This window comes from Embleya sp. NPDC056575 (assembly GCF_042793325.1).
Classification (GTDB): Bacteria; Actinomycetota; Actinomycetes; order Streptomycetales; family Streptomycetaceae; genus Embleya.
In genome coordinates this window covers 1-23,422 of record NZ_JBHTVA010000059.1, presented here as the reverse complement: position 1 = coordinate 23,422, position 23,422 = coordinate 1, and the positions used below count along the sequence as shown (strand labels likewise).

Annotated in this window: 18 protein-coding genes; 8 read left to right on the top strand and 10 right to left on the bottom strand. The window is 72.0% G+C overall.

Going from position 1 to position 23,422, the window contains the following annotated elements; genetic code table 11:
* Nucleotides 1-36 precede the first annotated feature (36 nt).
* A complete protein-coding gene (locus ACFRCG_RS35625; RefSeq protein WP_380039273.1) occupies nt 37-1,632 on the top strand; it encodes an MFS transporter in 1,596 nt (531 codons plus the stop codon).
* A 77-nt stretch (nt 1,633-1,709) separates the two neighbouring features.
* On the opposite strand, the gene ACFRCG_RS35620 is transcribed toward ACFRCG_RS35625, so the two are convergent.
* On the bottom strand, nt 1,710-3,533 hold the full coding sequence (locus ACFRCG_RS35620; protein WP_380039271.1) for an MDR family MFS transporter: 1,824 nt from the start codon (nt 3,531-3,533) through the stop codon (nt 1,710-1,712).
* On the bottom strand, nt 3,530-3,970 hold the full coding sequence (locus tag ACFRCG_RS35615; protein WP_380039269.1) for a MarR family winged helix-turn-helix transcriptional regulator: 441 nt from the start codon (nt 3,968-3,970) through the stop codon (nt 3,530-3,532). The genes ACFRCG_RS35620 and ACFRCG_RS35615 overlap by 4 nt, the downstream gene beginning before the upstream one ends.
* Nucleotides 3,971-5,481: 1,511 nt before the next feature.
* Between ACFRCG_RS35615 and ACFRCG_RS35610 the strand changes: the two genes are divergently transcribed.
* The 4 genes from ACFRCG_RS35610 to ACFRCG_RS35595 all read left to right on the top strand — a co-directional run bounded on the left by ACFRCG_RS35610 (nt 5,482) and on the right by ACFRCG_RS35595 (nt 11,464).
* Nucleotides 5,482-6,738, top strand: coding sequence for a CaiB/BaiF CoA transferase family protein (locus ACFRCG_RS35610; RefSeq protein WP_380039267.1), 1,257 nt, complete (start codon nt 5,482-5,484; stop codon nt 6,736-6,738).
* 142 nt (nt 6,739-6,880) lie between these two features.
* Nucleotides 6,881-8,338 (top strand): OB-fold domain-containing protein, encoded by a 1,458-nt coding sequence (locus tag ACFRCG_RS35605; RefSeq protein ID WP_380039265.1) that lies wholly within the window; start codon nt 6,881-6,883, stop codon nt 8,336-8,338.
* Between the two features lie 2 nt (nt 8,339-8,340).
* Nucleotides 8,341-9,534: an acetyl-CoA acetyltransferase gene (locus ACFRCG_RS35600; protein ID WP_380039262.1), complete on the top strand. Its 1,194-nt coding sequence runs from the start codon at nt 8,341-8,343 to the stop codon at nt 9,532-9,534.
* 289 nt (nt 9,535-9,823) lie between these two features.
* Nucleotides 9,824-11,464, top strand: coding sequence for a PP2C family protein-serine/threonine phosphatase (locus ACFRCG_RS35595; protein WP_380039260.1), 1,641 nt, complete (start codon nt 9,824-9,826; stop codon nt 11,462-11,464).
* Between the two features lie 146 nt (nt 11,465-11,610).
* Here ACFRCG_RS35595 and ACFRCG_RS35590 read toward each other — a convergent pair whose 3' ends face one another.
* Together ACFRCG_RS35590 and ACFRCG_RS35585 are read right to left on the bottom strand one after the other, a co-directional pair.
* Nucleotides 11,611-13,029 (bottom strand): hypothetical protein, encoded by a 1,419-nt coding sequence (locus ACFRCG_RS35590; RefSeq protein WP_380039258.1) that lies wholly within the window; start codon nt 13,027-13,029, stop codon nt 11,611-11,613.
* Nucleotides 13,030-13,259: 230 nt separating this feature from the next.
* Nucleotides 13,260-13,481 carry a hypothetical protein gene (locus ACFRCG_RS35585; RefSeq protein WP_380039256.1) on the bottom strand — a complete coding sequence of 74 codons (222 nt, stop codon included), beginning with the start codon at nt 13,479-13,481 and terminating at the stop codon, nt 13,260-13,262.
* On the opposite strand from ACFRCG_RS35585, the gene ACFRCG_RS35580 reads away from it, so the two are divergent.
* On the top strand, nt 13,480-14,367 hold the full coding sequence (locus ACFRCG_RS35580; RefSeq protein WP_380039254.1) for an aminoglycoside phosphotransferase family protein: 888 nt from the start codon (nt 13,480-13,482) through the stop codon (nt 14,365-14,367). The genes ACFRCG_RS35585 and ACFRCG_RS35580 overlap by 2 nt on opposite strands.
* 51 nt (nt 14,368-14,418) lie before the next feature.
* On the opposite strand, the gene ACFRCG_RS35575 is transcribed toward ACFRCG_RS35580, so the two are convergent.
* Both ACFRCG_RS35575 and ACFRCG_RS35570 read right to left on the bottom strand, forming a co-directional pair.
* On the bottom strand, nt 14,419-14,901 hold the full coding sequence (locus ACFRCG_RS35575; RefSeq protein ID WP_380039252.1) for a hypothetical protein: 483 nt from the start codon (nt 14,899-14,901) through the stop codon (nt 14,419-14,421).
* 224 nt (nt 14,902-15,125) lie between these two features.
* Nucleotides 15,126-15,329: a cold-shock protein gene (locus tag ACFRCG_RS35570; protein ID WP_020557813.1), complete on the bottom strand. Its 204-nt coding sequence runs from the start codon at nt 15,327-15,329 to the stop codon at nt 15,126-15,128.
* Nucleotides 15,330-16,054: 725 nt separating this feature from the next.
* Here ACFRCG_RS35570 and ACFRCG_RS35565 point away from each other — a divergent pair.
* Together ACFRCG_RS35565 and ACFRCG_RS35560 are read left to right on the top strand one after the other, a co-directional pair.
* Complete coding sequence (locus ACFRCG_RS35565) at nt 16,055-17,425, top strand: hypothetical protein (protein WP_380039250.1); 1,371 nt, start codon at nt 16,055-16,057, stop codon at nt 17,423-17,425.
* A 198-nt stretch (nt 17,426-17,623) separates the two neighbouring features.
* Complete coding sequence (locus tag ACFRCG_RS35560) at nt 17,624-19,306, top strand: acyl-CoA synthetase (RefSeq protein WP_380039248.1); 1,683 nt, start codon at nt 17,624-17,626, stop codon at nt 19,304-19,306.
* A 102-nt stretch (nt 19,307-19,408) separates the two neighbouring features.
* Here the strand turns inward: ACFRCG_RS35560 and ACFRCG_RS35555 are convergent, their stop codons facing one another.
* The 4 genes from ACFRCG_RS35555 to ACFRCG_RS35540 form a co-directional block, all read right to left on the bottom strand.
* The gene (locus tag ACFRCG_RS35555; RefSeq protein ID WP_380039246.1) at nt 19,409-20,950 is read right to left on the bottom strand and encodes an acyl-CoA synthetase; all 1,542 of its coding nucleotides are present in this window, start codon (nt 20,948-20,950) and stop codon (nt 19,409-19,411) included.
* Between the two features lie 142 nt (nt 20,951-21,092).
* On the bottom strand, nt 21,093-21,971 hold the full coding sequence (locus tag ACFRCG_RS35550; RefSeq protein ID WP_380039244.1) for an oxygenase MpaB family protein: 879 nt from the start codon (nt 21,969-21,971) through the stop codon (nt 21,093-21,095).
* Nucleotides 21,972-22,210: 239 nt separating this feature from the next.
* Nucleotides 22,211-22,777, bottom strand: a complete 567-nt coding sequence (locus ACFRCG_RS35545) for a transposase (RefSeq protein ID WP_380039242.1) — start codon at nt 22,775-22,777, stop codon at nt 22,211-22,213.
* Nucleotides 22,735-23,223: a winged helix-turn-helix domain-containing protein gene (locus ACFRCG_RS35540; protein WP_380039240.1), complete on the bottom strand. Its 489-nt coding sequence runs from the start codon at nt 23,221-23,223 to the stop codon at nt 22,735-22,737. The genes ACFRCG_RS35545 and ACFRCG_RS35540 overlap by 43 nt, the downstream gene beginning before the upstream one ends.
* Nucleotides 23,224-23,422 lie beyond the last annotated feature (199 nt).

Here is a 23,422-nt window from a genome sequence, read left to right as displayed (position 1 = left end):
TGGTCCGGGTACCCGGCACCGGGCAGAGTCGCTGCCATGAACGATACGGATGTGAAGTCGGGCGGCGGCGCCCGGCACGGGGACGGGGGTGGGGAGCGGGTGACGACCCCGGCGGCCGGGGTCGTCGGATCGACCGCTCCCGACGAGGGAGGCTCTCGGGGGTCGACCGCCCGGGAGCGGCGACGGGCGGCGAAGGGCCGCCGGGAGGACGGGAGCCGGGTCGGGGGCGCGGGCACGCTGCTGCTCGTGGTGCTGGTGGCCGGGCAGTTCATGGCGGTCCTGGACTCCTCGATCGTGAACGTGGCGGCTCCGGTGATGCGTTCGGACCTGCATACGTCGGGCGCCGGGCTGCAGTGGGTGATCGCGGGCTACACGATCGTGTACGCGATGTTGCTGATCACCGGATCGCGGCTGGGCGCGATCTTCGGGTACGGGCGGGCGTACCTGGCCGGGCTCGGGTTGTTCACTGTGGCCTCGCTGGCCTGCGGGCTGGCCGGTTCCACCGGGGAGTTGGTGGCGTTCCGGTGCCTGCAGGGCGCGGGCGCCGCGTTGTTGGTACCGCAGGTGTTGACGCTGATCCAGCGCCGGTTCGAGGGACGGCGGCGGACGGCGGCGATGGGGCTGTACCAGACCGCGATAGCCGGCGGCGCGGTCGTCGGGCAGATCGTGGGCGGGGTGCTGGTCGACGCGGATCTGTGGGGCACGAGTTGGCGGCCGGTGTTCCTGGTCAACGTGCCGCTGGGGGTGCTGTTGCTCGCGGTCGGGTGGCGTGCGCTGGGCGGCGACCGGCCCGGGCCCGACGAGCGCACGGGCTGGGGGCGGCTGGACGTGCCGGGCGTACTGGTGCTGGCGCCGGCGATGTTGGCCCTGGTGGTGCCGCTGGTGATGGGGCACGAGCAGGGCTGGCCGGTGTGGGGGTGGCTGGTGCTCGCCGCGGGGCTGGTCGGGATGGGCGCGTTCGCCCTGGTGGAGCGCCGGGTGTCGGGGCGCGGCGGGTCGCCGCTGGTGCCGGGCGCGGTGTTGCGCTCCCCCGGGTTGCTGTCCGGCGGGATCATGCTGCTGGTGGGGGTGGCGAGCTACAACGGGTTCCTGTTCACCCTCGCGCTGCACCTGCAGTCGGGGCTCGGCGACAGTCCGCTGCGGGCCGGTCTGACATATGTGCCGTGCGCGATCGGGTTCGCCGTCTCCGGGTTGTGGTGGGGGCGGTTGCCCGAGCGGATCCGGGCGCACCTGGGATATCTGGGCTTCGCGCTGGTGTCCGTGTCGTACGTGGGCATGGCGGCCTCGGTGCACGGCGGGCGGGACGGCGGCGTGGCGCTCGCGGTCGGCCTGGCCGGGATGGGCCTGGGTCAGGGCGCGGTGCTGGGCCCGCTGATGGCGAGCGCGCTGGGGCGGGTCCGGCCCGAGCACGCGGGTGACGCGAGTGGGGTACTGGTCACGCTGATGCAGTTCGGCGGCGTGGTGGGGGTGGCCACGTTCGGCACCATGTTCCTGTCCACGACGGGCGCCGGCGCGCACGCCTCGGCGCACGCGGCGGTGCTCACCTTTGTGGTGCTGGCCGTGGTGAACCTGGGCGTGGCGTCGTGGGTCGGACTCGGCATGGTGCGGAGGCGGGCGGGTCGGCTCGCGTGAGCCGGCCGTGTGCCCGTACCCGAACGTGCGTGCGCCGGACGTACCCGCTCGGGTCCGTCCGGCGCACGCGACCGGGGTCAGTCGTTCTCGGGCCAGCGTCTGCCCGCCGCGCGGCGGGCGTCCTGTTCGGGTGAGGTCTGCGCTCGGGCGGCCGTACCCGAGCCGGTCGCGGCGGGTTCCCGGGACGTCTGGACGTCGGCGGCCCCCTCGGCGGCGCGCTCCGCCTCCTCGGCGGCCTTCGCCTGCAGGCCGGACATGGTGCGCAGCGGTACTTCCTTGATGAAGAAGACCAGGACGAACGCCACCGCCATCACACACGCCGCGATCAGGAACACCAGCTGCATCGCCTCGGAGAAGCCCTCCTTGAACGGGGCGGCCAATCTCGGATCGAGGTGCTGGATGAACGACGAGTCGCTGAGCACACCGGAGCCTTGCGCGCCGCCCGGGCCGGGATGGCGGACCATCTCGATCACCGGCGCGTTGGCCGGATCGGCGAGCACGGCGGGGTCGGAGAGCGCGGACTTGAACGCGGGCGTCTGCGCGTCGCGGGTGAACGCCTTGGCGATCTCCCCGGAGACGTTGCTGAACAGCACGGACAGGAACACCGCGGTGCCGGCGGTGGCGCCCATCTGCCGGAAGAAGGTGGCCGCCGAGGTGGCCACGCCCATGTCCCGGGGCGGTACCGCGTTCTGCACCACCAGGATCAGCGTCTGCATGCACTGACCGAGGCCGATGCCGAGCAGGACCATGAACATGCTGGTGGTCACCAGGGACGTGCCGGCGTCGACGTAGAGCGCGAACAGGCCCATCGCTATCGCCGCGATGCCGGTGCCGAGGATCGGGAAGATCTTGTACCGGCCGGTCTTGGAGGTGATCTGACCGGACAGGATGGACGAGCCCATCATGCCGACCATGACCGGGATCATCAGCAGGCCGGCCTTGGTCGGACTGGCGCCCTTGACGATCTGGAAGTATTGCGGGATCAGCATGAATCCGCCGAACATCGCCATGCCGAAGATGACGCCGATGAGCGATGCCAGGCTGAAGATGCGGTCGGAGAACAGGCGCATCGGGATCAGCGCGTCCTCGCCCATGCGGCGCTCGACGAGGATCCAGCTGATCACGCCGACGGCGCCGATCAGGTAGCAGGCGAGCGAGACTCCCGAGCCCCAGCCCCATTCGCGGCCCTGTTCGGCGACGATCAGCAGCGGGACCACGCCCATGGCCAGGGTGATCGCGCCGAACCAGTCGATCCGGTGCGGCCGGCGGGTGTGCGGGATGCGCAGCACCTTGCCGACCACGAGCAGCGCGACCACGCCGACGGGCACGTTGACCAGGAAGACCCAGCGCCAGCCCGCGATGCCCAGGATCTCGTCCTGGCCCGCGAAGAATCCGCCGACCAGCGGGCCGAGCACGCTGGAGGTGCCGAAGACGGCGAGGAAGTAGCCCTGGTAGCGGGCACGTTCGCGGGGGGCCACGACGTCGCCGATGATCGCGAAGGCGAGCGACATCAGGCCGCCGGCGCCGAGGCCCTGGAGGGCGCGGAAGCCGGCCAGCTCGTACATCGAGGTGGAGAACGTACAGGCGGCCGAGCCGACCACGAAGATCGTGATGGCCGCGAGGTAGAACGGCCGCCGGCCGTACAGGTCGGAGAGCTTGCCGTAGAGCGGCGTGGCGATCGTCGAGGTGATGAGGTAGGCCGTGGTCGCCCACGCCTGTTGGCTGAGCCCGTGCAGGTCGTCGGAGATGGTGCGGATCGCGGTGGAGACGATCGTCTGATCGAGCGCGGCGAGGAACATGCCGGCCATCAGGCCGTACATGATCGTCATGATCTGACGGTGGGTCAGGCCGCTGTCTCCCGCTGCCGGCTGCGGCCGAACCTGCGGTTTCGTGTCGGTCATGCGGTGGGGCCTTCCGGCGCGCCGGGCGCGGCGTCGCGCGCCGGCGCCTGTTCGCGTTCGAGGTCGTCGTTGAAGCGGGCCAGGAGGTGTACGAACGTCCGGCGTTCGTCGGCGGACCAGTCGCGGGTGACCCGATCCAGCTCGGCCTGGCGGCGGCTGCGGTACACCTCGAACGCCTGCTCGCCGGTGTCGGTCACCGCGAGCAGCGTGCCGCGACCGTCGTTGGGGTCCGGTCGGCGCTCGACGAGACCGCGCTGGACCAGCGAGGCGATCTGTCGGCTGACCGTGGACACGTCCAGGTAGGTCATCGCGGCCAGGTCGGTGACCCGGCGGGGTCCCTCCATGACCAGATAGGCCAGCAGCAGCCGGTCTCCCCCGTCGGGAATCGGACCGCCTTCGGCGCGGCTGCGCGCCTTGGCCGCGGCCGAGAGCCGCATGAGGCGCGCGAGTTCGCGTCCCAGTTCGTCGGGTGCGCGGCCGGCTGTCGGCTCGTCACACGGTGTCGTCGCGGTATCGATGACCGCCCCCCTTGTCGCTCGCCGTGCGTTATCTGCATGGCTCAACCAACAATACAGCGATTCGTCGTCGGGGCCGACTCGGTGGTCGGCGCGGGGCGCGGGGCGCCTGCGCGGGTGCCGGTGGTCGGTTACTCGGCGGCCCGGGTGACGGCTTCGGGGGTGTCCGGGCGGGTGGACGCGGGCGGGGGCGGTCCGGAGCTTGCGCGTGCGGGCGGCAGCGGGCCCGGGCTCGTTCCCGACCCCGACCCCGACCCCGGCCCCGGGCGTGGGACGGACGGGGTGGTCGGACGGCCGGCGCCCGTCGGCTGCGCGCCGGCCGATCCGCGCTCGGGGCCAACCTCTGCCCCGCCCGCCGGTCCCGGCTCGCGGCCGGCCGCGTCCACCGTCACCGGCTCGCCACCGGCCACGTCCCCGGATGCCGAACCACACCCGGTCGCGCCCCCGGATGCCGCATGGCGCCCGGGTGCGTCCTCGGGTGCCGAACCGCGCCGGGTTGCGTCCCCGGGCGCCGAGCTGCCCCCGGTCGCATCCTCGGGCGCCGAACCACGCCCGATCGCATCCCCGGGTGCCGAACCGTGCCCGGTCGCATCCCCGGGTGCCGAACCGTGCCCGGTCGCATCCCCGGATGCCGAACCACGCCCGGTCGCATCCCCGGATGCCGAACCGTGACCGGTTGCGTCTGCCGGGTTCGAGTCGTTTTCGGCCGCGTCCGGGCGGGTGGACGCCGAGGTCGTTTCCGGCGTCGCGCGCCGCGCCGGGAGTGTCCCGGGGGCCGAGGGTGTTTCGGGCACCGAGGCGGGGGCCGGGGGCGTTTCGGGGGTCGGGGTGGGCGGTGGGGGTGTTGTGGTGGGGGGTGTGCGCTTCGTGGTGGGCTTTTTGGGGGTTGGGCGTTTGTCCGGGTCGCGGTAGCCGAGCCGGCGGAGTTCGTCGGGTGTCCAGCCGCCGGCCAGGGCGTCGGACCAGGCCTGGAGCGCGCGTTGTTCGCCGGCCGCCGCGGCCTGCAGCAGGGGCTCCAACTCGGCAGTGGATGCGGCGAGTTCGCGGATCAGGTCGATACGCCGGTCGAGCAGGGCACGGGCAGCCGACTCCGCGTCGCGAATCAGAGCATCGTCGATCATGCGCGCACCGTAATGGAGACGGGGTCTCCTCGGACCGCCGACAAGCCGACGAGCCCTCGCGCGTCACCCGAACCGGGCACCCCGCGCGAGTGCGTGACGAGCGGCACGGAACTCGACCCATGCTTATCTGACTGGCCGTCAGCTATGGTGACGAGGTGCCTGTCTCGCGACTATCGGGCACTCGTGCGGGGTGCCGTGTCGGTGCCGCGCCGAGGGTCCGGGTGCCGGGGCCGGCCGCACGGCTGCAGCAGGCTCGGCCGGCCGGCCGACCGCGCGGCACATGTACGACCGCACGACAGGGAGTGAGTGACCATGCGCTTGGGTGAGGTGGCGGGCGCCGACCTGCAACGCTTCGGAAAGCCGCTCGACGGGATCCGGGTCCTGGCCATCGAACAGATGCAGGCGCTCCCCTACGCCACCCAGATGCTGGCCCGCCTGGGCGCCGAGGTGGTCAAGATCGAGTCGCCGGGCGTCGGCGAGTCCGGGCGCGCCGCGCTGCCGACGATGACCGATCCGCTCGGCCGCGACGTCGGCGTCACCTTCCTGCGCAACAACCTCGGCAAGCGCAGCGTGACCGTCGACCTCAAGCATCCCGAGGGCCGCGAGATAGTGCTGCGCCTGGCCGAGAAGGCGGACATCGTCTGCGAGAACTTCAAGCCCGGCACGGCCGGCCGGCTCGGCCTCGGCTTCGAGGACATCGCCGCCGTCAATCCGCGCGCGATCTACCTGTCGGTGTCCGGCTTCGGCAACACCACCGAGTCGCCCTACGCCTCCTGGCCCGCGTACGCCCCGGTCGCCGAGGGCATGGCCGGCCTGTACGACTTCAAGCGCGACCCGAACACGGCGCCCGTGGTGTCCCCGCTCGGCGCGCTCGGCGACTCCGGCTCGGCGCTGTTCGCGGTGATCGGGGTGCTCGCCGCGCTGCGCCACCGCGACGCCACCGGCGTCGGCCAGTACGTGGACATCTCCATGTTCGACGCCATGGTCGCGCTCAACGACGCCGGCATCAGCTACTGGTCGATGGGGCTCAAGGACCCGGGCCTGGCCCCGCTGATCAACCACTCGTTCCGGGCCTTCGACGGCTACTTCCTGATCCAGTGCGCCCGTCCGCACATGTTCGCGGCGCTGGCCGACCTGGTCGGGAAGCCGGAGTGGCGCACCGACCCCCGGCTGGACGGGCCGCAGGCGTGGTTCGACCACATCGAGGACATCCTGCGCCCCGGCATCGAGGAGTGGGCCGCGGACAAGTCGCGCCTGCAGGCGTGCGCGGCGCTGAGCGGCGTCGGGGTCGCGTCGGGGCCGGTGTACAACCCGGGCGACGTGATCGACGACGAGCACGTGCGCAATCGCCACATGCTCGTCGAGATGGAGCGCACCGACGGAGAGCCGGCGCCGATCCTGTCCCCCGGCAACCCGGTCAAGCTCTCCCGTGTCGCCGAGGGCCCGGAGAGCCGGGTGCCGTGGGTGGGCGAGCACACCGCCGAGGTCCTGGGCACCGAACTGGGCATGTCCCGCGAGGAGATCGACCGACTCGCGGCCGCCGGGGCGATCGGACTGGAGACGCCGTAGCCGACGGCCCGACCCACCGGCCACCGCGGCGGCGACCCGGACACCCGACGCCGCCGCGGCACCACGCAGCAACCGAGCCACCCAGCTACCCAGCTACCCAGCAACGCGACGAACCCGAGTGGAACGAGGCGGAAGCGGAGAAATGACGACTGACGGAACCGCAGTTTCGACGGGACGCGGCATCCTCGGATACGGGGCCTACCTGCCCTACCGGCGCCTCGACCGCAAGACCATCGCCGCCGTGGCCGGCACCGGAGGCGGCAAGGGCACCCGTACGGTCGCGTCCTTCGACGAGGACACCACCACCCTGGGCGTCGAGGCCGCCCGCAACACGCTGCGCGCCACGCCCGGGGCCGACCCGCGCGCGCTGCTGTTCGCCACGGTCGCCCCCGCGTACACGGACCGCACCAACGCGACGGCGATCCACGCGGCGCTGCGCCTGGACGGCTCGGTGCCGGCGATGGACGCCGCCGGCTCGGTGCGCTCCGCGGCCGGGCTGCTCCGGCTCGCCCTGACCGGCGCCGACAGCGCGCTCGTGGTCGGCGCGGACATCCGGGTCGGCCTGCCCGGCAGCCCCGACGAGGCGGCCGGCGGCGACGGCGCCTCCGCGCTCCTGGTCGGCGGCCCCGCCGACGGCCCGGTCCTGGCCGAGTACCTGGGCGGCGCCGCCGCCACGGCCGAGTTCGTCGACCGCTGGCGCACCCCCGGCGACGTGCGGTCGAAGGTGTGGGAGGAGAAGTTCGGCGAGAACAACTACCTCGCCGCGGGCCGCCGGGCCTGGACCGACGCGCTCAAGGCCACCGGCCTGACCGCCGACCAGGTGGACCACGCCGTGGTCGCCGGCCTGCACGGGCGCGCGGTCGCCGGCCTCGGCCGCCGACTCGGGCTGCGCGAGGGCGTGCTCGGCGACGACCTGTCGGGCACCGTCGGCAACACCGGCGCGGCGCACCCGGGCCTGCTGCTGGCCGCCACGCTGGAGGCCGCCGCCCCGGGCGCGGTGATCGCGCTGGTCGTGTTGTCCGACGGCGCCGACGTGTTCCTCTTCCGCGCCGGCGACGCGCTCGCGGCCTATCGGCCCACCCGCACGGTCGCCGAGCAGATCGCCGGCGGCGCGCCGCTGCCGTACGGGAAGTACCTGGCCTGGCGCGGGCTGCTGCCGGTCGAGCCGCCGCGCCGCCCCGAGCCCGCGCGTACCTCGTCCTCGGCCGCGGTGCGCTCGGTGGACTGGAAGTACGGCTTCGTCGGCGCCCGGGACCGGCAGAGCGGCGCGGTGCACCTGCCGCCGCAGCGGGTGTCGATGACCGGTGGCAACGTGGACGACATGGAGCCGGTGCCCACCGCCGACGTGCTCGGCACGGTCAAGACGTTCACCGTGGACCGGATGGCCTACTCCCCCAGCCCGCCCGTGGTGTTCGCCGTCGTGGACTTCGACAACGGCGGCCGGCTGCCGATCGAGTTGACCGACATGGACGCGAGCGAGGTCGCCATCGGGGACCGGGTCGAGCCGACCTTCCGCCGGCTGGGCACCGCGGACGGGATCCACAACTACTTCTGGAAGGCCCGCCCCGTGCGGACCGCCCGAGCCGCCGAGGAGGCATAGGCATGGGATCGCACGGCATCAAGGACCGCGTCGCCATCGTCGGGATGGGCTGCACACCCTTCGTCGAGCACTGGGACCGGGGCACCGACGACCTGCTGATCGAGGCGACCGCCGAGGCGTTCGCCGACGCGGGCGTGGGCAAGGAGCAGGTCGACGCGTACTGGCTGGGCACCGCGCAGTCGGGCATGTCCGGGTTGACCCTGGCCAAGCCGTTGCAGCTCCAGGGCAAGCCGGTCACGCGCGTGGAGAACATGTGCGCGACCGGCTCGGACGCGCTGCGCCAGGCCGCCTACGCGGTCGCGTCCGGCGCGTACGACGTGGCCATGGCGGTGGGCGTCGAGAAGGTCAAGGACGGCGGGTTCCAGGGTCTGAACGCCTTCCCGATCCCCGGCGACGGCACCGCGCGCACCCTCACCGCGGCGGCCATGTTCTCGATGGTGGTGCCAGCGTACGGCGAGAAGTACGGGGTCTCCGAGGCGGAGATGCGCGAGGTGCTCTCGCACATCGCGGCGAAGAACCACTACAACGGCGCGCGCAACCCGCGCGCGCAGTTCCGCAAGGAGATCGCCGCCGAGAAGATCTCCGCGATGCCCAAACTCGCCGGGCAGCTGGGCGTGTTCGACTGCGCGGGCGTCGCGGACGGTGCGGCGGCGGCGATCGTGGTCCGGGCCGAGGACGCGCACCTGTACACGGACAAGCCGCTGTACATCAAGGCACTGTCCCTGGTGGCGGGCAACGGGTCGGGGGTGATCGACCCGGAGTACGACTACACCACGTTCCGCGAGATCGCCGCCTGCGCCGAGGACGCGTACCGCCAGGCCGGGGTCACCAATCCGCGCGAGGAGTTGGCGATGGCCGAGGTGCACGACTGCTTCACGCCGACCGAGCTGGTGCTGATGGAGGACCTGCGGTTCGCCGATCGTGGCACCGCCTGGAAGGACGTCCTGGCCGGCGCGTTCGACCTGGACGGTCGGCTGCCGGTCAACCCGGACGGCGGGCTGAAGAGCTTCGGGCACCCGGTGGGCGCGTCCGGGCTGCGGATGATGTTCGAGGCGTGGCTGCAACTGCGCGGCGCGGCGCCGGCGGAGCGGCGGATCCCGGCGGACGGGCGCAAGTTGGCGTTGACGCACAACCTGGGCGGGTATCCGGGCGACATGGTGTCGTTCATCTCGATCCTGGGGAACGAGTTGGGCTGATCCGCGCGGCGGCCGGGCCCGACGCCGCGGACCGGTGCCCGGCGTGCCGACACGCCGTATCGCGACGCCGCCGCTCGAATCCGGTCGGGCGGGGTGTCCGGTTCTGTTCGCGTGGCCCGCAGGGGGCTCGATCGTGGTCGCGATCGAGCCCCTTTCGCCATCTCCGGACAGCGAAATGGGCAATCCGCCACAAGCATGCCGGTTACCGTGGTTTCATCCGCGTCCGGGCCTTTGATGTGCGACAGTTCATTGCACCCCTGCCAGGTCATGTCCGGAGGAGCGCGAGCGGATGCGCGAACGGCCCGAACACCCCGTGGACGCAGCCGCCGTGGCGGATCCGTCCCGGTGGCGTGCGCACATCGGCCGGATGCGGGCCGAACTCGACGCCCTGCGGCGCGAATTCGGCCCCGGCGCGGGACCGGGCGGCCTGCCGGGCCCGATCCTCGCGGGTGCGGATCCCGCGGCCGGCGACGACGCGTATCGGCGCGACCTGCTGTGCGATCTGCTCGCGTGCAGCCTCGGTCGGGCGGCGGAGTACCTGGCCCGCCTGAGTCTGGACATCGACGACCCCGAGCACCGGCAGGCGGACGATCCGGGGCTCGCGGCCTGCACGCCGGCGCGCAGCGCGATGCGGCCGTCGGATGCCGGGCCGGCGGCGCCCTTCACGGTCGCCACCACCTTGACGCCCTTCACGGTCGACGACGCCGAGGACGCCGCGCTGCCCTGGCGGCACCTGCGCCGGTTGTTCGTCGAGCCGGATCCGAGCGGTCTGCTGCCCGAGCAGCGCGGGACCTGCGCGCCGCGCGAGACCGCGCCCGGTTCGGGTCCGGTGGCCAGCGCCGAGTGGCATCTCGATCGCGACGACGTGCGCTGGTCGGCGGAGATGTACGCGCTCTTCGACCGGGACCGGGCGTTGGGACCGCTGCCGCTGGCCGCGTTGGCCGAGCACGCGGCGGCCGAGGACCGGGCGTTCGTCGCCGACCTGGTGCGTGAACTGCTCGAACAGGCGAACGGCGTCGAGGGCGAGTTCCGGATCGTGCGCCGCGACGGCACCCGGGTGTCCGTGCAGTTCGTCGGCGAGCCGGTCCTCGACGCCGACGGCACCCCGCACGCGATCTGGGCGCTGCTGCGCGACATCACCGAACTGCGACGCACCCAGCAGGCGTTGACCGAGACGCGAGCGCAACTGCTGGCCCAGCGCCGACTGTTGCGCTCGGAGCATCGCATCGCCGCCGAGTTGCAGCGGGTGGTGATGCCGTGGTGGACCCGGCCGATCGAGCTGCCCGGGATCGAGGTGGCCACCCGCTACTTTCCCGCCGAGCAGGACTCGAAGGTGGGCGGCGACTGGTACGACGCGCTCGCGCTGCCGGACGGGGACGTGCTGCTCGCGGTCGGCGACATGTCCGGGCACGGGGTCGCGGCGGCGTCCGGGATGACCACGCTGCGCGGGGCGCTCCAGGGGGTGGCGATGACGGGGGCGGGCCCCGCCGCGATGCTGGCGGCGCTGAATCGGATCGTGGTGCACACGCTGCCCGCGGACAAGGTGGCCACCGCCGTGTGTGCGCGATTCGCGCCGGCGACGCGGGTGTTGACGTGGGCGCAGGGCGGGCATCCGCCGCCGCTGCTGTACCGGGAGGGGACCGGGCGGGCGCTGGCGGCGCCGTTCGGGGTGTTGCTGGGCGCGCTGGACGAGCCGCAGTTCGTCGAGGACCGGGTCGAACTCCGTTCCGGGGACGTGCTGTTGATCTTCACCGACGGGTTGGTCGAGCGACGTGGGCGCGGTACAGAGGAGGCGGTCCGCGCGCTCCTGGGCCTGGGGCCGCTGGTGCTCGGGGCGAGCGCGCGGACGTGCGTGGACGTGGTGCTCAGTCGGCTGGGGCACACCCGGTACGAGGACGACGCGTGCGTGATGGCGGTGTGCGTGCGGTGAGGGTCGACCGTCGGGGCGGGCGAGCATGCGGTTTCCCTCGGTCGTGGGGGCGGTCGACCCCCCGGTGACGGCTCGTCGGGCGGTGCCGGGCGAGCGTTCGAGGGTGGTCGCCCGATCGGTGGCCGGCCGGGCGGTGGGGGTGGCGTTCAGGTGCCCTCGGCGAGTTCTCGGCGAAGCGCGTGCACCTCGGGGACGTCGCGGTAGCGGTCGGTGAGTTTGCGCAGCACCTCCAGGCGGTCCCAGGTGCGCTTGGAGCTGACCTCGCCGGCCGCGCGAACCGCGAGCCGGGCGTGGTGCGCGCCCCGGTCCGGTTGGCCGTCCAGAAGGCATGCCGAGGCCAGCGAGATCAGGTCGAAGGTCTTCGCCCGCTCGTGCCCTCTCGCGCGCAGTTCCAGGGCCTTCTCCGCGTGTTCCTGCGCGCGACCGGCCGCCGTCGGGTCCAGCTCGGCCAGCGTGCGGTACACCAGGGCCTGCATGCCGTGCAGGTCGGCCGAATCGAAGAAGGCCACCCAGTCCGGATCCTGCTCCGGGCGCGACCGGCCGAACTCGGCCTCGGCCCGACCCAGCGTGCGCCGACAGTCCGCGGCCCGGCCGAGCGCGGCCTGCGCCCACGCCTCCACGGTGTGGAACATCGCGCGGGTGGTCGCGCCCGCCCGATCGCCCGCCGTACGCTGCGCCAGCTCGATCAGCGCCAGCGCGTCGGCCGGGCGCTCCAGGTGCACCATCTGCCGCGCCGCGCGCGACAACGCCTCGGCCGCGCGTGGGAGATCACCCGCCTCCCGGGCCGCGTGCGCCGCGATCACGAAGTAGTTCTGCGCGGTGGGGTCGAGCCCCACGTCGTGCGACATCCAGCCGGCCAGCGCGGCGAGGTTGGCCGCCACGTGCCACAGCCGGCGGGTGATCGGCAGCGGATTGGGATAGGTCAGCAGATTGCCGACCTCGTTCAACTGACCGATCACCGCCTTGCGTTGCAGCCCGCCGCCGCGATCCGCGTCCCAGGTGCGAAAGACCGTGACCGCGTTCTCCAGCGCGGTGACCTCCTCGGCGCCGATCGGGCCGGCGTCCGCGAGGCCGTAGGACACCGGATCGGCGGGCGCGCCGCGCGGGTTGGGCACCCCGAGCCCCGGGCTGAGCCAACGATCGAAGTTGGCCACCAGTGCCGGACCGGCGACCAGCGCGAACCCGCCGCCGGTGAAGCCGTGCCGATTGAGCATCAGGTCCATGCCGGTGAACTCGGTCAGCGCGGTCACCGTACGGTCCGTGCTCCACGGCAGGTCCTCTTGGACGACCTGCGCGTTGTGCCGGGGGCGGCCGGTGAGGCCGAGGTCCTCGGAGGTGACGACACGCCCGAGCCGCTCGGTGAAGAGCGCGGCAAGGACCCGGGGAACCGGGTCGCGCGGACGCTCGCCGTCCTCCAGCCAGCGCCGGACCCTCGAGGTGTCCGTGGCAAGCTGGGGATGGCCCATCGCTGCGGCCCGCCGGTTGACGAGTCGGGCGAGTTCGCCCTTGGACCACCCGGTCAGGGCGAAGAGATCCACCAGTTTGGTGTTGGGTTCCCGGCGCATGACAAACCGCCCGTTGATGTGGGGACCGTGGCTCGAAAGCGTCCTCGGGAGGCCGCCTGCCGGACCGAGGCTAGCCGGGTCCGGAGCAGCCGGCTCCGATTCGCCAGGGTTCGCCAGGGTGCGCCACGTGGATCACCACCCGGATTCGGGAGTGTTGTGGATGGTGGATCCGGCACGTGGGCCCCCACCCGTCGCGCGGCCGGATCCGCCCCTCGGCAGCGCAGGAAGGTTTACATGTCATCCACGACGTCCACCACCCCGGGCCGCTCGACCACCCCAGGATCCGCCGCCTCACGACCGGGCATTCCCGGGCCGAACAGGCGTATGCCCACCGGTGGTTCGACACCCGCCGGCACGGTGGCGGCGTCGAACACGGCGATCTCGGCGAACGCCGCGGTCGCGACCGGCGCGGCCGTGGCCGCCGGTGGAGCGGGCCCGGGAGTACCTCGCATGCCGCAACAGGGTCCGGGTCCGGAGGCGGTCGCCGCGCTCGCCGCGCGGGTGTGTCCCGGCTTCACCGCCGGAGCGGTGCTGCGGCGCACGCCGCGCTCGTTGCTGCTGTCCGGTTCGGTCGGGCGCGGCCCGGTCGTGGTGAAGTACCTGACCGACCCCTCGCCGCACTGGCTCCAGCGTTTCCGGCACGAGGTCAACGCGTATCGCACCTTCACCCGCCAGCGCCCGCCGGTGCGGGTGCCCAGGCTGATCGCCGCCGATCCCGAGCGCCGCATCCTGGTGATGGAACACGTGGCCGGCCGGCCGGCGGCCAACGAGCGTCATCCGGGCACCGCGCTGGCCCGGGCCGACGTACGCGCGGTCCTGCACACGTTCGCCACCCTGAACCGTTGGAAGCCCCCTCCCGGGTCCTTCCCGCTCGCGTTCGACTATCCGGCCCGGGTCGACCGGTACCACAAGCTCGGCCTGCTCACCGATCGCGACGCCGGCGACCTGGCCCAGCTGCTTCGCGGCCTCAGCCGGGTGCCCGCGCAGTTCTGCCACGGCGACGCGGTGTTGTCCAACGTGCTGCTGACCGCGCAGGGCGCGGCGCTGGTCGACTGGGAGTCGTCCGGCTACCACCTGCCCGGCTACGACCTGGCCGTGTTGTGGACCCTGCTGGCCCGGGATCCGATGACCCGCCGGCAGTTGATCCAGACCGCCCAGCAGTCCGGCTCGCTCGCGCGCGACGCGTTCCTGGTCAATCTGATGCTGGTGCTGGTCCGGGAGATCCGGCTCAACGACGTGGGTCCGGTCGGCGAGGAGCAGCGCCGGCTGTTGCGCCGGCTGCACGACGACTGCGGGATGGTCCGCCGAGCGGTGCGCGCCGCGATCGGCACGCGGTAGCGCGGGCGGCTCACGGGCTCGGGGTGCGGCTCGCCCCGCGACCCCGCGGCCTCAGCCGCCGAAGGTCTCCGAGTCGATCGGCTTGAGGAGTTGGAAGACGTCGTCGGTGATCGGGCGATCCCAGGTCACGATGCGCACCAGGACGTTGTCGCTGCGGTCGAACTCCACGCAGGCGAGCCGACCCTCGGCGTACTTGACCTTGCGCACGATCAGCAGGTCGTCACCGAGCATGATCGGGGTGTCCTCGGTGGACAACTCTTCCGGCATCTCCTCGTGGCCGAGGGCGGCGACGAGCTGCTGGGCCTCGATCCGGCCGACGCCTTCCTCCCGCGCGGGCGAGCCGGGCGGCAGGTTGCCGATCAACATCGCGGGGCCGCGGTTGGCCAGCAGGTCGTAGCGGACGAAGATCCCCTGGCAACTGCCGTCCTCCCCGGGCAACATGGCCACGACCACGGAACCGGGCCAGTCACCGAACGGGATGGCGAGAACGTCGAAATCCGGCCCGGACGGGGGGCGGCGGCGCAGGAAACCCATACAGACATGCTAGTGGCCCCCCGGCGTGCCGCCGGCCACACCCACCGCCGCACGCGCGCCGGTCGCGGCACGCCGGCTTCGGGCAGCCGGGCCGCTGCGGCAGCGAGCGGGGCGGGGCACCGTACCCGCCGGGGATCGGCGCCGGAAAAGCCCCAAGGCCCGCACCCTGCACGGGCGCGGGCCTTGCTAGGTCTGCGGTCCGTTGCCGGAGCCGCGGGACCGATTCAGAGCGGGCGAACCATCTCGGCCTGCGGGCCCTTCTGACCCTGCGTGACCTCGAACTCCACGCGCTGGTTCTCCTCCAGCGAACGGTAGCCGTTCGTCTGGATGGCGGAGAAGTGGACGAAGACGTCAGCGCCGCCGTCGTCCTGCGAGATGAAGCCGTAGCCCTTGTCGGCGTTGAACCACTTGACCGTACCGGTGGCCATGTCTTGATTCCTTCACGTAACCCACGGACACCACACCTCGTGATGCCCGGGTCGCGAACCGTCGAGTGGTCCCACTCCCCGCGTTACCCCGGGATGCCCTCGCTGTGAGGAGCGAAAAACGCCCACGGCTGTTGATGTCCGCAGGCGTTGGACGTGCGAGGGAACTACATCTACTGCTGCAACCGCGGACAACGCTACATGCCAAAGACTGCTCCGCAACAGCCCTTCGCAGTGCGAATCCGCCCGTCACCAAAGCGGTTAACGGGGGGCATAGCCGGCACACGCCGCGCGGTTCATCCGCGTGGGTGACACAACTGGGCGCAACCGAGGGCTGACCAAGCGTCAGTCACGCACACGCTCGGAGCAGGGCGCGCGACCGCGCGAAACGCGCGCCGGGGGGAGCGCGCCGGCAGCGCGCGGGAGCCTCGCGGCGGCCTCCGGGTCGCGCGCGGTCAGAGCCGGTACAACGCCGTGCGCCCCTTGCACCTCCGCACCTCCGCACCCCGCCCCGTCGCTTTGTCGCCCCGTCGCATCGCCTGGGAGCCGGGCTCCCGAGGAGTCGAGGAGTCGAGGAGTTCCGCACGACCCGTCGGCCCCGAGGGGGTTCGTGGGGATGTGTCGGAACCGCTCGAACTCCCCTCGAAAACACGGATGTTCACGTGATTTTCGTGTCCGCGCCATCGTTGTCCCATTGGGCCTTCGCGGCCTGTGCCTACCGTTTCGTCATGGCTGCATCGACTGCCCCGCCTGCGCCCCCGGCCCCCGCGTATGTGCCCTCGCCGCCGCAGGCCGCGCCGGTTGTGCCGAGTTCGGACAGGGCGGTGGCCCGAATATCCCTGCGGCTGCGGCCGATGGGGGCGGTGCCGGCAAGGCTGTACGCGTTCGTGGCGCTGGTCCTGACCGGCATCGTCGTACTCGCCGCCGGGATCGCGGTCGGCTCCGGCAACGCCGGATCGGGCCTCGACGAGGTCGCGCACACCTCGGCCCCCCGCGCGCGGGCCGCGGCCGACCTGTATTTCGCGCTCGCCGATCTGGACGCGCAGGTGGCCAACGTGCTCCTGGTCGGCTCCGACGAGCAGATCGGCAACCGGCAACTGGCGCTGCGGCAGATGCGCCAGCGGCGCGCCTCGGTCACCGAGAACATCCAAAAGCTCGCCGCGGGCGGCGCCTCGTCGCGGACCGTGCAGACGCTGATCGACGGGCTCGGCAAGTACGACGCGTATGTCGCGCAGGCCCGCCTGGAGGACGATCAGGTCGAGAACCGCGCCGTCGCCCGCCCGCCGGTCGTCGCGCTCAACTACTTCGTGAACGCCACCTCCCTCCTGCACGACGAACTGCTGCCGGCCGCCGACGCGCTCGGCCGCGGCGCCGGCGAGAAGCTGGCCGCCGACGCGGACGCGGACCGTACGCACGCACGCTGGGCGGCGCTCGCGATCGGGCTCGTCGGCCTGGTGCTCGTGGTGATCCTGGTCGTCGGCCAGGTCTGGTGGGCCCGCCGCTTCCGCCGGGTGGTGGTGCCGGGGCTGGCCGCGGTGACCATCGCCGTGGCCGCGCTCACCGGCACGGCCGCCGTCCTGTTCACCGACCACGCGTCCCGGCTGCGCGACGCGGAGACGCAGGCGTTCGATCCGTTCCTGACGCTGGCCCGGGCCCGGGCGACGGCGTCGGAGGCGAACGCGGACGAGAGCCGGTTTGTGATCCTGCCCGACCGCGCCCGGGCGTACGGCCAGGCGTTCAAGGACAAGTCGATCGAGCTCGACAAGGCCGTGCCGAACCGGCAGGTCGCCACCCGCCTGGAAGCCTTCCGGCGCGACGATCAGGCACTGCGGGCGGCGGTCGCCGGGGGCCGGCTGGATGTCGCCGTCGGGCTGGCCACCAACGTCGGCCGCGGCAACCTGGCCTTCGACTTCTACGACTACCAGACCGCGCTGGCCGTGGCCGCGGAGGCGGAGCACACCGACTTCGAGAACCGCACGGACGACGCCGCCGACGCGCTGACCGGCTGGCCGTGGGTGCCGATCGGGGTCCTCGGGGTGTGCGTGGTCCTGGTCCTGGCGAGCGCGCGACCACGGCTGCGGGAGTACGCCAAGCGCTGAGCCCGCGCCCGCGGCGGTCGCGGCGAGCGAGCGTGGACGGCCCGTACCGGCGGACCCGGCCGGCCCGCGCGGCGCCGCCGGCTCATATCTTTGCCACAGTCAAGTGTTGGCGACGGTCGCGGGCATCACAGTTTCCCGAGGGCATCCAAACGATATTTCCTCTGGAATATCGACCGGCCCACGCCTTACGCTCCGCCCATGGAATTCAACCTTGCCGACCTCTTCGAGCGCGCGGCCGGGGAATACCCCGAACGCGAGGCGATCGTCGCGAACGGTGAACGCCGTACATATGCCCTTCTGGAGGAACGGGCGAATCGCCTCGCCCACCACCTTCAGGACTCCGGGGTCCGGCCGGGCGACCATGTCGCCGTCTACGCCTTCAACATCATCGAATGGGCGGAGGCGATGCTCGCGATCTACAAGATCCGAGCCGTCTGCATCAATGTGAATTTCCGTTACGTCGCGGACGAACTGGCCTACCTCCTCGACCAGGCGAAGCCCGTCGCCATGGTCTTCCAGCGCCAGTTCACCGGGCGGGTCGCCGAGGTCGCGCCCAAGGTCCCCTCGCTGCGCCACCTGCTCGTGGTCGAGGACGGCACCGAGAGCGGCGCCGCCGACCCGGTCACCGCGGAGTCCCTGGGCGCGCTGCACTACGAGGACGCGCTGGCGGCCGGCTCCCCCGCCCGCGACTTCGGCCCGCGCTCCGGCGACGACCTGTACCTGCTGTTCACCGGCGGCACCACCGGTCTGCCCAAGGGTGTGGTGTGGCGTCAGGAGGACGTCATCTTCGCCCTCGGCGGCGGTATCGATCCCACCAACGGGCAGCGCGTCTCGCGGCCCGAGGAGATGGTCGAGAAGGGCCGCAACGGGCAGATGACCACCTTCCCGATCGCGCCGCTGATGCACGGGGCGACCCAGTGGGGTGTGCTGCAGAACCTGTCGAAGGGGCACCGTGTGGTGCTCATCGACAAGTTCGACGCGCACAGCGTGTGGGAGCGGGTCGAGGCGGAGAAGGTCAACGTCGTCCTGATCACCGGCGACGCGATGGCCCGTCCGCTCCTGGAGGCCCTGGACGAGCCACGCGACGGGCGCGCGGCGTACGACCTGTCCGCCCTGTTCGCCCTGTCCTCCAGCGCGGCGCTGTTCTCGCCGTCGTTGAAGGAGGAGTTCATGGAGCGCCTGGGGATCGTGGTCAGCGACGCGATCGGCGCCTCCGAGTCCGGCGCCAACGGCGTCGGCGTCGCGGTCAAGGGCCAGACCGAGCAGCAGAGCGGCATCACCGTCAAGGCGGTCCCCGACTCGGTCGTGCTCGACGAGGACCTGAACCCGCTGCCCGCCGGCGTGGTCGGCCGCCTGGGCCGCAAGGGCAACATCCCGCAGGGCTACCTGGGCGACCCGGTCAAGACGGCCGAGGTCTTCCGCACCGGTCCCGACGGCACCCGCTACGTGGTCCCGGGCGACTACGCCCGACTGGAGGGCGACGGCCGGATCACCCTGCTCGGCCGCGGCTCGGCGACGATCAACTCGGGCGGCGAGAAGATCTTCACCGAGGAGGTCGAGGGCGCGGTCAAGGCCCACCCCGAGGTCTACGACGCGATCGTGGTCGGCATCCCGGACCCGCGCTGGGGCCAGACGGTCGCGGTGGTCGTCCAGCCCCGCGAGGGCCGCACCCCGAGCCTGGCGGCGATCCAGGAGCACTGCCGAACCAAGATCGCCGGTTACAAGGTGCCGAGGGTGATGCGCGTGGTCGAACAGACCCAGCGCACGCCGACGGGAAAGCCGGACCTGCAATGGGCACTGGCGATCGCTTCGGCACCGGAGGAAAGCAATTCCGCTTCCGCTTCCCCTGCTGCTTCCCCTTCCGCTTCCGCCGCCGGATAGACCCGCTCCTGCGGCTGCCGCGACCCGAAAGGTTCGCGGCACGAAAACGAAACGCCGAATACACCGCCCGGGATATCCCGGGCGGTGTATTCGTATATCGGCTCAGACCGCCCGCTCGCGCCCCTCCCAATAGGGATCCCGGAGTCGCCGCTTCTGCAACTTCCCATTCGGATCGCGCGGCATCGTCTCGACGAAGTCCACGCTCCGGGGCCGCTTGTAGCCGGCCACCTGTCCGGCACAGAAACCGAGCAATTCCTCGGCCAGCGCGGGACCGGCCGCGAAGCCTTCGTTGGCCTCGACGACGGCCTTGACCTCCTCGCCCCAGTCCTCGTGCGGGATGCCGAACACCGCCGCGTCGCCGACGGCCGGGTGCCGCAGCAGCGCGCCCTCGATCTCGGCGGGGTAGATGTTCTGGCCACCGGAGATGATCATGTCGATCTTGCGGTCGCGCAGGTACAGGTAGCCGTCCTCGTCGAGCAGGCCCACGTCGCCGACGGTGAACCAGTCGCCGATCCGGCCCTTGCGGGTCTTCTCGTCGTCGCGGTGGTACTTGAACGCCCCGGCCCGCATGAGCATGTACACGGTGCCGACCTCGCCGGCCGGCAGCCGGTTGCCGTCGTCGTCGAAGATGCCGATCTCGCTGATCGGCCAGGCCTTGCCGACCGTCCCGGGCCGATCCAGCCACTCCTGCGCCGAGCAGAAGGTGCCGCCGCCCTCGCTGGCGGCGTAGTACTCCTCGACGCAGGGCCCCCACCACTCGATCATCGCCCGCTTGACGTGCTCGGGGCAGGGCGCGGCGCCGTGCACGGCGTGCCGCAGGGACGACACGTCGTACTCGGCCCGCGTCTTCTCCGGCAGTTGCAGGAGCCGGTGGAACTGGGTCGGCACCATGTGCGTGGTGGTGACCCGGTAGCGGTCGATGAGCCGCAACATCTCCTCGGGCCGCCACTTGTCCATCAGCACCACGGCGTGCCCGATGTGCAGCGACTGCTGCGCGTGCTGGAGCACGGCGGTGTGGTAGAGCGGCGAGCCGACCAGGTGCACGTTGTCGTCGTACGGCTTGACGCCGTAGATCAGCAACGTGCCGCCGTAGCGGGCCTCTTCGGGCGAACCGCCGGACAGCGGCCGACGCACGCCGCGGGGGCGGCCGGTGGTGCCCGAGGTGTAGTTCATCGTCACGCCCACGCTGCGCTCGGTCGGCGGTTCCGCCGACTGCCCCTCGCTCAGCTCCGCGAACGCCCGAAAGCCCGGCACCGCTCCGACGGCGAACCGCGCCGCCGCCGGCACCCGGGCCTCGTCGGCCGCGGCCACGATCGTGTCCGCGAAGCGCTCGTGCCCGATCAGCACCTTGGCTTCGCTGTCGGCGAGGATCCAGGCGATCTCGGGGCCGACGAGGTGATTGTTGACCGGGACCAGGTACATCCCGGCCTGCGCCGCCGCCATGTAGGCCACGATGTACTCGGCACAGTTCGGCAGGATCGCGGCGAACACGTCGCCGGTCCCCAGCCCGGCCGCCCGCAGACCGTGCACGAGCCGGTTCGACGCGGCGGCCAACTCCCCCGCGGTCCACTCGGCGCCATCGGGGTCCACCAGCGCGAGCCGGTCCGGATTGGCCTGCGCATGGGCCCAGAAGCCGTTCGCCACGTGCGGTTCCCTTCGAGCTGCCCGGTTACTTGACAATGTCTGACATTGTGACGGGAGCAGACCCAGAAAGAAAGGGTGCCTTACTGATTCCTGGCGAAGTAGGCCGGGGAAGCGGACTCCGGGGATCAGGGAATCGGGGACCTCAGCCGCCGGAACCCGGCTTCGGCAGCCGGTCGGGCGACGGCTGGACCTCCGGACCGAGCCGATCCATCGCCCCTCTGATGTGCGGCGACGGGTATACCGCACGAATCACCGGCGTCGCGGCCCCGACGACCCGACGCAGCACCTTGAGCCCGGGCCGAGCCACCGCCGACGGCAGACCACGTGTGCCGTACAGCTCCTTGGCCCAGTCGGGCAACGCGGCGTACGCCAACTCGGCGACCTGCCGCCACAACACCTCGCGGCCGAGCACCAACACCAACGGCACCGGCGGTCGCCGCAGGAAGTCGAACACGTCCCGCGCCTCGTCCGACATGGCGAGCTCGGGTCGAATCTCGTCGAAGTAACGATCGAGGTCGGCCATCGACCCGGGCACATCGTCCGCGGCGAGCCCGACCAGTTCGGCCGAACGACGCTGCTCGTCCAGGTACCGATCGGCGAGCGCGTCGGTGAACGGAAACCCGGCCTGCCGGGCCACGGAGAGGTAGGACCCCACCTCGGCGCAATGTATCCAGCGCAGCAAATCCGGGTCGTCTATGCGGTACTTCTCCCCCGTGGCAGGGTCGACGGCCCGCAACCCGGCATGAATCCGCCGCACTCGAGTCCCGGCCCGCTCCGCCTCGACCCGCGTCCCATAGGTGGTCACCCCGACGAAGTCCGCCGTCCGGAACAGCCGCCCCCAGGGATCCTTCCGAAAGTCCGAGTTCTGCACCACGGCCCGCACCGCCCGAGGATGCAACGCCTGCAGATAAAGCGCCCGCACCCCGGCCACCCACATCACCGGATCCGCATGCAACTGCCAGGTAACGGAGCCCGGCCCGAACAACCCGGCCGCGTCGGACCCGTAGGCCACGTCGGACACACCGGCCACCTCGGACCCAGCCACCTCGTCAATGCCCCACCGCACGTCGCCCACCGACCCACCTTCCCGAACCGGACCCGAACCCGAACCCGAACTCCGCCTGGCACTACGAGAGTACGACTCCGGCCGCACACCCCCGAGCCCCGATTTCCAAGCACCACAGCACAGCGGAAGTGGGCCTGGGGTTCTCGGCGCACGTTGCGCTTACTGAGCTTTGCGAATTCGGTTGCTGTTGGTCCTCATGTCAGTTGGGTCGCTGCGAGGAAGCCGGTGAGGAGCGCGGGATGGTGTTGGATGTGTCGCAGGCCCTGGCGTGCGACGGCGACCAGTTCGTCGAGGGTGCGGGCGCCGAGGTTGGCCAGGGGGCCGTTCTTCAGGTGCGCCCACCCGCCCTCGACCGGGTTGAGGTCGGGAGCATAGGGCGGGAGGAAGGTCGGGGTCAGCCAGTCGACGCCGTCCGCGAAGGCATGCATGCGGCGGCTTCGATGACTGCCGAGGTTGTCCCACACCAGGATGATCGGCCGGTCGAACGTGCGGTGTATGTCCGGCAGTTGCCGGATCAGGTCCCGGTCGGTGACCGAGCCCGACACCATGCGGTAGAGGAACTTCGGTACTGCGTCCGGTGGGTAACAGCACCAGCCGACCAGCGAGGTCTTCGGCCGTTTCCCCATCCGTACCCGCAGGATCGGGGTGCGACCGCGCGGGGCCCACGTCGCGCGGACGGGCGGCAACAGCGACAGCGCCGTCTCGTCCGCGAAGACGATCACCGCACCGGTCCGCTCCGCGGTGGTTTTACCCGGGGCCACACCGTGCTCCTCCAGGTCGTCACCGCCTCTTTGTCCCGTTCCAACGCACGCCGCGCGGGCCGCTGTCGCGACCAGCCGTGGGCCTTCAGCAGTCGCCACACGCTGGACGGCGACGCGTAGACGACCCCGGTGACCTGCGTGATCACCCGCCCGACCCGCGCGAGCGTCCAGACCTGCCCGGTGAACCCGGCCGCCTCCGGACCGGCCTCGAGCACCGCCGCAACCTCGGCGAACCCCTCGTCCGACACCCGCCGCCGGGTACCCGGCGGCCCGGCCGAGCGCAACGCGTCCGCCCCACCGTCCAGCCATGCGCGATGCCATACCGACACCGCCTGCGGCGACACGCCGGACCTGCGCGCCACCTCCGCCTGCGACACACCTTCCGCGAACCAACCAGCGGCCCGCAACCGCGACTTCTCCCGGCGCTCCCGCTCGGCCGGGGACATCCCCGAACTCCCCATACCACGGATATGCCCATATTTGACACACCGTCAACCGAACCCGGAAACCTCAGTAGGGTTGCGGGTCGGTTGGTGCGGGGTTGGTGCGGGGTTGGTCCGGGCCGTGGGGTGGGGCTGTGGGGTGGGGCTTTCGTCGGGGCGGGTGCCCGGGTCGGGGGAAAAGCGACCTGCGGCGGGTGGCCGG